Origin of the sequence: Paenibacillus sp. FSL R7-0026, assembly GCF_038004485.1 — a bacterium.
Lineage (GTDB): Bacteria > Bacillota > Bacilli > Paenibacillales > Paenibacillaceae > Paenibacillus > Paenibacillus xylanexedens_A.
The window spans coordinates 6,328,788-6,341,141 of the sequence record NZ_JBBORG010000001.1 but is presented as its reverse complement, the minus strand read 5'-3'; the positions used below and the strand labels follow the sequence as shown (position 1 = coordinate 6,341,141).

Here is a 12,354-nt window from a genome sequence, read left to right as displayed (position 1 = left end):
AATGAAATTGTATCGATGATCGGCGCATGAGGGGCTAGATTATTGGTGTGCAAAGGTGTTCAGTCCAGCGATTAAGCCTTTCTGTGATCCGGGTAAAATCTAACGAACCTGATACGCGCTATCCAGGTATTTCTCGCTCGTTTGGGAATGTAACGAATCTGAGACGCGTTATTCTCTGGATTTTAGGACTTTTCGGTGCAATTGCAGCATTTCCGCGGAATTAGCGTGTCTGAGATTCGTTAGTTCGGGAAATAAGCGCTTTTAGCCGAAATAAGGTGCCCTAGGTTCGTTAGAGTAACTTAGAGTAACCACAAGGTGCAACGAGGCGTTAAATGGCGTTTCAAAAGTGAAAATTCACAGATGCAGCCTAATGCATGGCAAGTGTTGTACTATAAAAAAGACCTCAACTCCACAATACTGTGGTGTTGAGGCCTTTTTTAGATTGTAGCGACCAGGCATTCCTTCGGGAACACCTGTCGGTATAACTTTTCTAAGGATGGACTTGAAGTTCTATCGGACCTGACCACTATATCGGATCATTTGTCGAGTCTCGCTATGAGTACAGTTCGATGAGTGTTGACCTATCGGACAACCTCACCGCATCACTCATCTGTTTGCCCTACAGTCTCTATTGGACATCGCTGTAAGGTGAGATTTTTAGGAAATCCCTATCAATCCCACAGTTTACAGCTTCTTATTGACCCATCATACCGCCATCTACAGTGTAGAGGGAAGCTGTTACATAGGATGCTTCTTCGGACAACAGGAAGTTCATCACCGCAGCGACTTCTTCTGGTTCACCATAGCGACCCATTGGAATGGCGGACACAGTTGCGGACTGGTAGTCTTCCACGTTACCGGAATTAGCTTCGATCTGGCGCATCATACGTGTGTTGATTGTGCCTGGCAATACAGCGTTAACCCGGATATTATAAGGTGCCAGTTCATTTGCAGCGGTACGCGTGAGACCAACCACGGCATGTTTGGACATAATATATGGAGATACAGCAGGTGCACCCATCAGACCCGCGAGGGAAGAGGTATTAAGAATCGCACCGGATTTTTGTTTTTTCATCACTGGAATGACATTTTGCAGACCCAGGAATACCCCACGAATGTTGACGTTATATACGGTGTCGAGTGCTTCAACACTCAGGTCTTCGATCAGTCCTGTTGGACCTTCAATCCCGGCATTGTTGGCAAAATAATCGATTCGGCCAAAAGCATTCAATGCTTTTTGCACATAGTTTTTCACGTCTGCTTCTTGGGATACGTTCGCTTTTACGGCGATGACGTGCTCTTTGTCGAGGTTCAGATCAGTAATCGTCTGTTGGATAGCTTCTTCATTCAGGTCCACCAGAACCAAGTTGATTTTGCGCTCAGCAAGGCGGCGTGCCAATTCTTTACCAATGCCCCCGGCTGCTCCTGTAATAACGGCTGTATGTGTATAAGATGTACTCATGATATATTCGCTCCTTATTCATTATTGGCAGGTATTTCTCAAAAAAAGTTTCAACCTGTCGTCTATCTTTCCTGTCTCAATGTTAAGATATACATAGCCGTGTGACAATAATCATTGACAGCGCATATGTCAGCTATCGGACAGAGGTGTAAGCGGTGTTTATTTTTATTACAATAATGAACAAAGGAGGCGAAAATGTTGATTATTGAACATCCTCAGGACCGGAGAGCACGAAGAACGCAGGATGCGATCATCGCTGCGGCGGTTTCTTTGATATTAGAAAAGGGAGCGGATGCCCTCACAATCCGGGATATTACGGAACGGGCGGATTACAACCGGGGAACCTTCTATTTACATTTTCCCGGCAAACCGGAGTTGTTGCAGTTCATTCTGGATGATTTCATGCAGGGAGTGGGGCGAGCTTATGCAGAACCATACGCACAGCTTAAAGAAGTGGACATGACTGTGTTGCTGCCATCCACGATGCCTGTATTCGAATATATTGAAGCCCATCAGGATATCTTTCGTGCATTAATAACGATGCATTCCGATATGAGTTCCCGTCTGTGCAATATGTTCAGAACGTATCTAACCGAAGATTTTGTATTGGTGACCGAGGATAGTGAGTGGACGATTAATTACGACATCATGTTAAGTTATCTGGTATCTGCAACGGTAGGTGTAATCATGCATTGGGCGGAGATTGGATTCAAATATTCTGCGCATTATATGGGAGAGCAGCTTACGGCACTGATTAACATCAAACCGACCCGTCTGCTGATTGAACCAGGGCAGAAGGGTCGGACTATTCACGAGCGTATGCTGTTGGATTAAGTACCGGATTACCCTGTCATGGAGGCATTAGCGGCCTGTTGCATCTGAAGCAGCTGTTGGCGGATCAGGACCGACTCGCCAATCATGATTAATGCCGGATTATTCACTTTATGCGACTTGGCGAGGGAATGGAGTTCGGCAAGTGTGCCGGTAATAATCCGTTCCTCCGAAGTGGTTCCTCGTTCGATTAGAGCCGCAGGGGTGTGTCCACTTTTGCCATGGTGAAGCAATTCATGTTGGATATGGGGCAGTTGGCTAATGCCCATGTAGATGACCAGTGTGTCCACACTATGAGCGAGTAGATCCCAGCGGACCGAAGATACACTTCCATCACTGCCGGTTCCCGTGACACATGCGAAGGATGAAGCAATCCCACGATGGGTTAACGGAATAAGGGAGGAAGCGGATGCACCTACAGCCGAAGTGATGCCGGGAATGATTTCAAATGGAATGCCCGCTTCCGCCAGCACAAGCGCTTCTTCACCACCACGGCCAAAGATAAATGGATCGCCACCCTTGAGTCGTACAACTTGTTTGCCTTCCGCTGCATGTGCAGCCAGCATCCGTCCAATCATCTCCTGACTCATGGAGTGAAGGCCCGGCGCCTTGCCGCAGTAGATACGGAGTGCTCCTTCACGAGCCTCAGCGAGCAATTGATCATTCACAAGCCGATCATACATAATGACATCTGCGGACTGAATACGTTTCAGGGCTTTTACCGTAATCAGATCCGGATCTCCAGGACCAGCGCCAACAATACTAACCAGGCCCCGGCTCATGATCGTGTCCCCAGTTTCGGTGCAGCATCGGAACTTGCTAATCCTGAACGACCACCCTGAATGGTTGCCAGTTTCGTCGATAGTTTCACCGGATTTCCCCAGTGGTGTGCAGCATATAGACCGAGGCCTGTAAATACAGCTCCGCCAATGAGATTGCCCACCAACACCGGGATCTGATTCCACAGCCACCAGTCAGCGAGACTGACTTGAGCACCAAGCATCATGCCTGCCGGAATGACGAACATATTTACCACAGCGTGCTCAAATCCCTGAGCGAAAAATATGGTAATGGGCAGCCACATCGCTACGATTTTGCCCAGTGTAGAAGTGGACGTCATTGCCATCACTGCCCCGAGTGTGACCATCCAGTTACATAGAATGGCTTTGATGGTGACCAGTACAATGCCAGCCCCACCCAAGTGCTGATATCCCAATGTTTTGGTTTCACTGGTCTGGATCAGCGTTTGAATTAGAGGGTTGCTCATATCCGTACCCATCTTGGTAATGGTCAAGCCGTATAAGAGAGCATAGAATGCACATCCGAGCAGATGTCCTGTGATCACCCAAAAATAATTCCGGAGCATATCCATCCATGTAATTCTACGTTTCAACACTGCAAGTGGAAGCATCGCAAAGTTTCCTGTCACCAATTCGAGACCCAGCAGAATAATGATGACAAATCCCGCCGGGAAGATCAGTGCACCTGCCAAACCAACGGAAGTTTGAGATACAGCGGTATATGCCAGTGTGGTTGCAAAGGCAAGGATAGCCCCCGCCAGAAAACCGCGGATCAGCATCTGTACCCGATTCATTCTGGCTTTGCTCTCACCAGCTTCGACCATCGATTGCAGCACTTCTGCAGGTTTAACAAAATCCATAGCGCACGCCTCCTTGATGTCAGGGTATTTCTAGCCTTTAACCCGCAATTGTGATGTATATTTCCCCGCTGTTGCCGTCCACTTCTGTTTTGTAGGTGTTCAGGCAGCCTTCATCCGGCTCGTGTACCTTACCATTACGCAGATCAATCTTCCAATCATGCAAAGGACAATGAACCGCTGTCCCGCACACCATGCCTTCCGACAGCTTGCCGCCCTTGTGAGGGCAGCGATTCTCGATGGCGTGCAGACTTCCGTCGCTCAGTTTGAAGACTGCAATTTCGGTATCCTGTATCAGGAAGGTCCGTGCTCCCTTTTCATCAATATCTGCAAGGTGTCCAATCCGGAATTTGTTCATCGCTGTTCCTCCTCTTCTAGTGGGTTACCGGCTCGGCACCGGACAGTGGGGTGAAGTTTTTACGCAATTTCTCGTCTTGAATGATTTCTTTCCAAGGATCAACCGTGTGACCCAGTGTAACTTCCAGACGTTCTACCAGAGCGAGACGTACATCCCGATCAGCCAATGCTTTCTTCACATGATCCAGACCTACCCGTTCAATCCATGCCGCTGTTCTCTCATTCCATTTTGCATTCTCTCTATAATATTGCAGGTAAGAGTAAGTCCACTCTTCCACTTCCGCATCGGTCTTCACCGTACATAGCAACTCGGCTGCACGAACCTTGACTCCCGCGTTACCGCCAACATGAATCTCCCAAGCGCCATCAATGGCGACAACACCCAGATCCTTGATAGTCGCTTCAGCACAGTTCCGCGGACATCCAGAGACAGCGAGTTTCACTTTGGCTGGAGCCACCATCTTGTCGAGTTTTTTCTCCAGACGAATACCCATATCAATGGAATCTTGTGTGCCGAATCGGCAGAACGTATTACCTACACAAGTCTTCACCGTACGAAGCGCCTTGCCATAACCAAAACCGGAAGGCATATCGAGTTCTTCCCAGATCTTTGGCAAGTTCTCCTTCTGTACACCAAGCAGATCGAGTCGTTGTCCACCCGTGAATTTCACCAATGGCACATCGTATTTCTCTGCGACAGTAGCAATCTTAATCAATTCGGCCGGGGAAGTGACACCACCATAGATCCGTGGAATAACGGAGTAGGTACCGTCCTTCTGGATGTTGGCGTGATAACGTTCATTGGTGAATTTGGATACACGCTCATCTGTGTATTCAGCCGGCCAGATCATCCCGAGATAATAGTTGAGGGAAGGGCGGCACTTGGAGCAGCCTTCCGGTTCATTCCAACCGAGAACATTCATGACTTCCTTGACGCTTTTGAGTCCCATCTCCTTGATCTGTGCAACAATCTCATCCCGATCATAGGATGTACAGCCACAGATGCCTTCTTTGGTCTGTTCACCTACATTATCGCCGGCATAATATGTGAGCAGGTTTTCGATAATAGGTTTGCACCCACCGCAAGAAGCGGAAGCTTTGGTACAGGATTTGATTGCACCGAGTGTATTACAGCCTTTATTCAGAACGGCGTCTCCAATGGAAGCTTTGGTCACACCGTTACAACCACAGACGATCTCGTCATCCGGCATACTCGCCATTCGTTCTGCGACAGATGGACCCGAGCCTGAACCACCGGAAGGTACACCGAGCAAAATTTCTTTCTCCCGACCGCTGATGTTCTCACCACTCTTAATGAGGGAAAACAGCGATGCGCCATCCGTGGTATCCCCGAACAATACAGCTCCAATCAGCTGTCCGTCTTTGATCACCATCTTTTTGTACACACCATCAACGTCATCCTGAATACGAATGCTGCGAGTGTCCGCAGCGTCTTTGAATTGTCCGGCAGAGAATACTTCCACACTGGATACTTTCAGTTTGGTAGAAGTGACTGAACCTTCGTATCCTTCGGTTGCCGCGCCAGCCAGGCGTTTCGCGAGCACCATACCTTGTTCATATAATGGAGCAACCAGTCCGTAGGCAATACCGCGGTGTTCTGCACATTCGCCGACGGCAGAGATACCAGGGATGCTGGTATGCATATAATCATCTACAATGACTCCACGATTCACATCGAGGCCGGTATTGCGAGCCAGTTCAATCTGAGGGCGAATCCCGACAGCCATGACAACCAGATCCGCTTCAAGTACCGTTTGATCAGTGAAACGAATGGATTTTACTCGATGTTTGCCTGTGATTTCTTCGGTATGTTTGTTCAAAAGGAACTTCATGCCTTGTTCTTCAAGCTCACGCTGGAGCATCAGGCCTGCTGGCAAATCCAGGTTCCGGTCCATCAGATGGCCGTTAATATGGATGACCGTGACGTCCATGCCCAGATTGAGCAGCCCCCGCGCTGCTTCCAGTCCTAGCAATCCACCTCCAATGACGGCAGCTTTGCGATACTTTTGTGATGCTGCCATCATGGTCTCGCAGTCTTTAATATCTCGGAATCCGATAACGCCTTCCTTGTTAGCGCCGGGAAGCGGGAGGATGAACGCTTGTGAACCGGTTGCCATAATCAGCTCATCATAGGCTGCGCGTACACCATTTTGAGATACAACTTCCTTGTGCTTGGTATCGATCTGAACGACCGGGTCACCCGGGTACACCCGAATGCCGTTATCTTCGTACCAGCTCCACTCATTGATTACGATATCTTCGATGGATGTTCCGCCAGCCAGTACAGAAGATAACATGATCCGGTTGTAGTTGGGATGCGGCTCTGCGCCGAAGACTGTAATTTCATAAGCGTGTGGAGCAAGCTTAAGGATATGTTCGATTGTGCGGATTCCCGCCATGCCATTGCCGACCAGCACCAGTTTTTTCGTTGTACTCATTATGATTAGCCCCCTTAGGTCCATTCTGCAAACTGCCTCGAAACCTTGTCTCTAAAATCGAAAAAGCCTGTTATGCCTCGGAGGACTGCGCATATACATACGCATCCCTTGCTCCGAGATTGCAAAACAGGCTTCATTGCCGTTTCAACCAGCTACGCCGTTGTAACTGTGATCGATTCAAATATGGAGTTGTTATGGCTTAACTATAAAAGATCGATCTAATCATGTCAAGATAGTTAACATAAAAAAGTATTTGAAATTTAAAGTTAATTATGTTTACATGAGTTTATTGGAATATCGAATGGACGACGAAGTTTTACGAGTATATCTTCTTAGTTTGAAGGATTTAGATAACGATAGCGCGCTGGATACGATAAATATTGTAGAAAAGGTGTCATGTATAGTGTTTCACCCTTTTTTATTGCAACATGATGAGGCATGAAAAGATCATTCTAATGTTGAAAATAAGACGCATAATCATCACCACTTAATTTTTGTTAGGTAATGTAACATGTTTATTGCTTTCGTGTATTAACGTATTAAATGATGTGGACTCTGATTATACGCAATAGGGAGGGATTGATCCATCATGCGATCTTTATTGGTCATCCGTGTTCAACCAACGATAGCTGCCTCATCCGATGCAATCCCTCTGACACCGGAGAGGCTACTGGGAGCAAACGGGTACCATGTACAGGTGGCGGACAGTGAGGCGGAAGCGGTGAAGCTAGCTCGTGCAGCCGAAGCGTCCATTTTGCATCTGTCGCTGGCTGATGTGGAGTACTGGGTGAACTGCCTGGGAAAGGGGAAGTCGGAATCACCGCTGCTTTGGTGGTGCGCGCCAGATACAGCCTCTTCCTCCGCAGAATCTTGCGAGGTCGAAACCTCATTTGATGGAATACTTACACCATCCATGACCGGGCCCGAGATTCACTGGACTCTTCACTTTGCAGCCAGGCGCTACATGGAACGCAAACAGTGGGAGCAGGAACGGAAGCAGTTGCAATCCAGGCTGGAGGATCGGAAGTGGATTGATATGGCGAAGGCTATCCTTAGTGATCTGAAGCAGGTCTCGGAGGCCGAAGCCTATGACCTGTTACGCAAGAAAGCGATGGATGAACGCAAACGGATGGTCGATGTAGCCACAGCGATTGTGAAGGCCCATCAACTGCTCCAGTCTTAATTGGAAGGAGGATTCTCCATGGATATGTCTCAGATACTCCGAGAGGTCGGACGTGGGAAACGAGGCTCGCGTGATCTGAATTATACAGAGGCACTGACCGTAGCAGAGAAAATCCTGAAACAGGAGGTTTCCCCTGCCCAGACGGCTGCGTTTCTAATGGCTGAACGTATGAAAATGGAAAATGTCGAGGAACTGGAAGCCTTTGTTCATGCTTGTCGTAACAGTGCGGAACGTTTCTCCATATTTCAGGATGGATTGGACTGTGCGGGTCCTTATGATGGACGGACAAAGTCGTTCATAGCCACGTTTCCGGTTGCATTTGTACTCGCGGCGGCCGGGTTGCCGGTGACTTTGCACGGGAGTGATCCTTTACCACCCAAGTGGGGCGTCACGTTGTCGGTACTTTTGAAGGAAGTGGGAATTGATACACACAAGATGGATCGGGAAGATGCCCGGAGCGCTGCATTGCGTTCGGGTGTCATGTACGTGTCTTCCGAGGATTGGTGCGCACCTCTCCGTAAGCTTCGTCCGTTACGGGAAGAGTTGGGTTTTCGAACGGTGTTTAACACAGCAGAGAAACTGATTGATTATAACCATTCAGCGTATTTGGTGTTTGGTGTATTTCATAATACCTTTCTGGATCGGATTGCGAAGTTGCTCACCCGGTTTAACTATCGTCGTGCTTATGTTGTACAGGGGATGGAAGGTTCTGAGGATCTGTATATTGATCGGCCAACCCGCGTCTACGCCGTGGAAGACGGTGATATGAAGCTGGAACTGGTTGATCCTGCAGCCTATGAACTGGATATGCCCGTGCCGGAACTGGTCTGGACGGCTGCGAAGCAGCTTGAAGTGGCGGAAAGTGTATTAAGCGGTGACGGTCATATCGCTTTTGTGAATCAGGTCTTGTTAAATGGAGGTTTTCGCTTGTACGCGGCGGGGCGTGTTAATTCCATCGAAGAGGGCATATATACTTGTCAGGGATTGCTGGAGAGTGGTGCAGCATATCGTCTCTATCAGCAGTGGTGTATCTCCATGGGTGGTGAACTGCCGGATAGCAGAGCGGTGTCCATCTATCCGGCATCGTCCAGATAATGTAATGCTGGTGTTCCATCTTGTTATTGTTTAGTGTGTTTATTCCCAAGGATAAGTAACGGTCAGGAAGTCAGCGAATTTCTTGCTCTCTTCCCGCCGTTGTTTCCGCATGGCCGCCCGATCCGGAGCGGTCTCGTATAGTTTCTTCTCTTCTTCCGTCTCCGGGATAATGCGGGGTACGATCAGTTTGCGATTATTTTCGTCCAGGGCCACAAAGGTCAGAAATGCAGTCGCTGCAATTTTCTTCTCTCCGGTCTTCAGATCCTCTCGAATCACTTTCACAAAAATCTCCATGGAACTTCGTCCTGTCCAGGACGCGAACGATTCCAGCGTAACCGAATCCGTTGGATTAATCGGGTACAGGAAATCGACCGAGTCAGTTGATGCTGTTACGGTATTGACCCGACATAGCTTCGAAGCGGCGATGGATGCAATATCATCGATGTAGGACATCAGCTTCCCACCGAATAGCGTATTATGATTGTTGACATCGGTTGGGAACACCCGTGCCGTCTTGAAACAACGTGTTTCGCGTACATATTTTTTCTCCACCTGATCCATCTCCGTTGGTTTCGGTATCTCTCTCATGTTTTTTCCTCCTGACAGTATGGCTGCTGTGACATTTCATTTCAGGTGTTGCGGGGTATATTTCTGATCTAGTATCCCTAGTATAGGTGTCGGTCTGATACATATTCAAATGAAGTTGTACTGCAAAAAAACCGCCAGGCGCGGACCGGCGCGCTGGCGGTTTACTGCTGTATATTAAGCCTTGGGCTTGAAAATGCCGGACGGTTTGCCGATTGGCAAGAACGCATAACCGAAGTGAGCGTTCAGTACCGAAGCACCTGTACCATACAGGGACACAATTCCGATCGCCAGTTCAGCGTATGCTGCAATGGTGTGGAAAATGTGAGGAGCTACGCCGAAAGCGTCAAAGGTCAAGCCAAGGAACAGGAAGTCAATCAGAATGAAGATGATAAGCAATACTTTATTCGCTTCAATAGCACCGATCGTCATGAACAGGGTGAATACGAGATATCCGGCAAAAGCAAATCCGAGCTGCTTGCCATCGGCCTGTTCAGCAAGTGTGGAGCCAAATACACCCATTTTGATCATCCAGTTGGCAGCCATAGCGAACCAGAAGAATGCGTAAGCGCCAAAAGCCGTTGTGCCAAAGGTGTTGTTACGTTTGGAATCTTGAATGCATGCGAATAGCTGGGCAAAGGCACCCAGGAAGATCGCCCAAGGAATAGCGTAGCTAAGTCCTTCTGTAATGCCAAGCTTTTGGGAAGAAGCGACCAGGGTTACGATAGCCAACCCAAATAATCCCATTGCGCTGGGATCGGCGTTAACAATTTTGACTTTAGTCTGTGAATCGGTCTGCATGGTGATGATAAGCCTCCAATAATATCAAATCAGGATCAATGGCCGTCGTTGGCCATCCTCTAAATTACATCATTTGTATCCGCCGGGTCCGGACACACACATCGCCCTATTGTACCTGAATGACCCCATTATGGAAAGGGATTTTATTACCTTTTGAACCAATAGACTTTTTGTATTTTCAATATACACATTTACGACACAATCCGTTTTGGCCGTGAATGATGTGGCCAGACGCTAGAATCCAACCCTCGATAATACCACTAAAATTGCGTCATATCAGCCATTTTCGGATAAGCTCTAGTGTGATAAAATAATCTTTATCAAAATTTGGAGAAGAATACAAAACATCCTTGTCTCCTATGCCATATGTTAATCCAACTATAGATTGACAGGAAAAACTAAAATGGTTCACAGAATAAGGAGGTATCAGGGGTCATGGTTATGAGTTTGGATTTGAAAAATAAAATAGAGAAGGCCAGACATAACCTTCATATGCTGGTAGAGCATAACAAGGGTGGTCTTGGGCATCCCGATGTGATTCGGCAGTCTATGGCATTGGACGAATTGATTAATGAGTATAACCGAATTAGCCGAAACCATTCACGGGCCTGAACCCAAAGCGATTTTAATTTTATACACGGAACAAATCACATAGATTGTAACGCTTGATCGTACAGACGGGCATGAATATAGCCGGTATGGACAGCCTCAGTTGAAGAGGCGGTATCCGACCGGCGTAATATTCATGCCCGTTTGTTTTTGCATCGTATCCATCTTGCATCTGTTTAATGCAGTAATCGTTTAGCTTCCAAGTATAGAACCTGCACGAACTTTTTTGTATTAATGCGTGTCTGGGACAAGGAAGGCTCCACATTGTTTTGCAGCTCCAGCATTTTCTTGCGAATTTCGGTGAAATCGAAAAATTTGGATGCATAGTTCTCGAACTTGGGATGTGTATAATCCGTTAATCCCAGAGAAACCACATGGCTCAGAGTCTGGAAGATGGCCCTGCGAACACGTTGTTCCGATGCCTTGATCTCCTTGTTCACCTCTGCGAGAGAGGCATCTTCTCCCAGTTTACGTATCGCTACATTCTGGAAGATGTCTTTGAGGGATGGGAACGTATAGGGGGACAGCTTATGTTCATCTGTCTCTACCTGCTCCAGATATTCCAGCATGTCCAGCAGATCCCTGCTACCCGCTTCACCGATCATGCCCATCTCGGACAGCAGGAAATGTCCTGCAGTCGTAATTGTTTTGTCCGGAACCGGAGCCGCAGCGCGTTCGGTAGAATTCAAACCGGACAATCCCTGCAATGTCCGTTGGATATCTGCGATGGACTGCTGCATCCGAAGCCTTTCGCTCACCAGCCGCAGAACAGATAGAATCTCTAACCGGTTAATCGGCTTCGTAATATAATATTCAATGCCTAGTGAATAGGCTTCTCCGATCATATTTTTCGACTCGATCTGGGAGATCATGACGATCTTGCCCTCAAACCTTCCTTCAAGCGCCCGCACAGTCTGAATCCCGTCTCGTTGGGGCATCAGCAGATCAATCAGCAGTACATCCACCTTATGCAGTTCCAACAGTTCCGCGTGAATATGTGCTCCGTCCTCAGCTTCCCCGGCAATATCGCCCAGGCCTTCATCCTCAATAATATCCATCAACATGGAACGAACGCCAGGATCATCATCCACGATAAAATAACGCATGTCAGTCATTCCCTTTCTCTGCGAATGGTGTGATTGATAAATCTATGGTAAAGGCGGTTAACGCCGCGATGAACTCTCGTTCCAGTGTAATCGTTCCTTTCCTTCTTGCATAGAACCTGAGATGTCAGGTTAAATGACAATGATTGGGCGATCAAAGCCCATTTTTAAAATAAATCTAGAAATTGCATGTAGGTATTTGTCGATTTCCG

General features: G+C 47.7%; 12 protein-coding genes. 4 read left to right on the top strand and 8 right to left on the bottom strand.

The genetic code is table 11. From position 1 onward, the window contains the following. Positions 1-694: 694 nt before the first annotated feature. Positions 695-1,462 carry an SDR family NAD(P)-dependent oxidoreductase gene (locus MKY44_RS27780; RefSeq protein WP_341009523.1) on the bottom strand — a complete coding sequence of 256 codons (768 nt, stop codon included), beginning with the start codon at positions 1,460-1,462 and terminating at the stop codon, positions 695-697. Positions 1,463-1,657: 195 nt separating this feature from the next. Between MKY44_RS27780 and MKY44_RS27775 the strand changes: the two genes are divergently transcribed. Continuing rightward, complete coding sequence (locus MKY44_RS27775; RefSeq protein WP_036671653.1) at positions 1,658-2,296, top strand: TetR/AcrR family transcriptional regulator; 639 nt, start codon at positions 1,658-1,660, stop codon at positions 2,294-2,296. Between the two features lie 8 nt (positions 2,297-2,304). Here the strand turns inward: MKY44_RS27775 and cobA are convergent, their stop codons facing one another. Genes cobA through nirB form a run of 4 tightly spaced genes read right to left on the bottom strand, consistent with a single transcriptional unit; the run spans position 2,305 to position 6,766 of the window. Further along, positions 2,305-3,075, bottom strand: coding sequence for a uroporphyrinogen-III C-methyltransferase (gene cobA / locus MKY44_RS27770; RefSeq protein ID WP_341009521.1), 771 nt, complete (start codon positions 3,073-3,075; stop codon positions 2,305-2,307). Beyond that, complete coding sequence (locus MKY44_RS27765) at positions 3,072-3,953, bottom strand: formate/nitrite transporter family protein (protein ID WP_341009519.1); 882 nt, start codon at positions 3,951-3,953, stop codon at positions 3,072-3,074. The genes cobA and MKY44_RS27765 overlap by 4 nt, the downstream gene beginning before the upstream one ends. Positions 3,954-3,990: 37 nt before the next feature. Continuing rightward, the gene (gene nirD / locus MKY44_RS27760; protein ID WP_315938666.1) at positions 3,991-4,308 is read right to left on the bottom strand and encodes a nitrite reductase small subunit NirD; all 318 of its coding nucleotides are present in this window, start codon (positions 4,306-4,308) and stop codon (positions 3,991-3,993) included. A 16-nt stretch (positions 4,309-4,324) separates the two neighbouring features. Further along, the gene (gene nirB / locus MKY44_RS27755) at positions 4,325-6,766 is read right to left on the bottom strand and encodes a nitrite reductase large subunit NirB (protein ID WP_341009518.1); all 2,442 of its coding nucleotides are present in this window, start codon (positions 6,764-6,766) and stop codon (positions 4,325-4,327) included. Positions 6,767-7,355: 589 nt separating this feature from the next. On the opposite strand from nirB, the gene MKY44_RS27750 reads away from it, so the two are divergent. Next, positions 7,356-7,949, top strand: coding sequence for an ANTAR domain-containing response regulator (locus MKY44_RS27750; protein ID WP_341009517.1), 594 nt, complete (start codon positions 7,356-7,358; stop codon positions 7,947-7,949). A gap of 18 nt (positions 7,950-7,967) precedes the next feature. Next, positions 7,968-9,044, top strand: a complete 1,077-nt coding sequence (locus MKY44_RS27745) for an anthranilate phosphoribosyltransferase (protein ID WP_341009516.1) — start codon at positions 7,968-7,970, stop codon at positions 9,042-9,044. Positions 9,045-9,083: 39 nt separating this feature from the next. Here MKY44_RS27745 and MKY44_RS27740 read toward each other — a convergent pair whose 3' ends face one another. After that, positions 9,084-9,596, bottom strand: a complete 513-nt coding sequence (locus tag MKY44_RS27740) for an acyl-CoA thioesterase (RefSeq protein ID WP_026081401.1) — start codon at positions 9,594-9,596, stop codon at positions 9,084-9,086. Positions 9,597-9,806: 210 nt separating this feature from the next. Continuing rightward, positions 9,807-10,430 (bottom strand): acetate uptake transporter, encoded by a 624-nt coding sequence (locus MKY44_RS27735; protein ID WP_036671640.1) that lies wholly within the window; start codon positions 10,428-10,430, stop codon positions 9,807-9,809. Positions 10,431-10,865: 435 nt separating this feature from the next. Here MKY44_RS27735 and MKY44_RS27730 point away from each other — a divergent pair, with 435 nt between their 5' ends. Then, the gene (locus MKY44_RS27730; RefSeq protein ID WP_017691636.1) at positions 10,866-11,042 is read left to right on the top strand and encodes an aspartyl-phosphate phosphatase Spo0E family protein; all 177 of its coding nucleotides are present in this window, start codon (positions 10,866-10,868) and stop codon (positions 11,040-11,042) included. 173 nt (positions 11,043-11,215) lie between these two features. Here the strand turns inward: MKY44_RS27730 and MKY44_RS27725 are convergent, their stop codons facing one another. Beyond that, entirely contained in the window at positions 11,216-12,145 is a 930-nt protein-coding gene (locus MKY44_RS27725) for a response regulator (RefSeq protein ID WP_100528198.1), read from the bottom strand. Positions 12,146-12,354 lie beyond the last annotated feature (209 nt).

Bases quoted from the DNA above. Each gene is read 5' to 3' on its own strand.
- MKY44_RS27780 (WP_341009523.1), bottom strand. From the start codon at position 1,462: ATGAGTACATCTTATACACATACAGCCGTTATTACAGGAGCAGCCGGG.
- MKY44_RS27775 (WP_036671653.1), top strand. From the start codon at position 1,658: ATGTTGATTATTGAACATCCTCAGGACCGGAGAGCACGAAGAACGCAG.
- cobA (WP_341009521.1), bottom strand. From the start codon at position 3,075: ATGAGCCGGGGCCTGGTTAGTATTGTTGGCGCTGGTCCTGGAGATCCG.
- MKY44_RS27765 (WP_341009519.1), bottom strand. From the start codon at position 3,953: ATGGATTTTGTTAAACCTGCAGAAGTGCTGCAATCGATGGTCGAAGCT.
- nirD (WP_315938666.1), bottom strand. From the start codon at position 4,308: ATGAACAAATTCCGGATTGGACACCTTGCAGATATTGATGAAAAGGGA.
- nirB (WP_341009518.1), bottom strand. From the start codon at position 6,766: ATGAGTACAACGAAAAAACTGGTGCTGGTCGGCAATGGCATGGCGGGA.
- MKY44_RS27750 (WP_341009517.1), top strand. From the start codon at position 7,356: ATGCGATCTTTATTGGTCATCCGTGTTCAACCAACGATAGCTGCCTCA.
- MKY44_RS27745 (WP_341009516.1), top strand. From the start codon at position 7,968: ATGGATATGTCTCAGATACTCCGAGAGGTCGGACGTGGGAAACGAGGC.
- MKY44_RS27735 (WP_036671640.1), bottom strand. From the start codon at position 10,430: ATGCAGACCGATTCACAGACTAAAGTCAAAATTGTTAACGCCGATCCC.
- MKY44_RS27730 (WP_017691636.1), top strand. From the start codon at position 10,866: ATGGTTATGAGTTTGGATTTGAAAAATAAAATAGAGAAGGCCAGACAT.
- MKY44_RS27725 (WP_100528198.1), bottom strand. From the start codon at position 12,145: ATGCGTTATTTTATCGTGGATGATGATCCTGGCGTTCGTTCCATGTTG.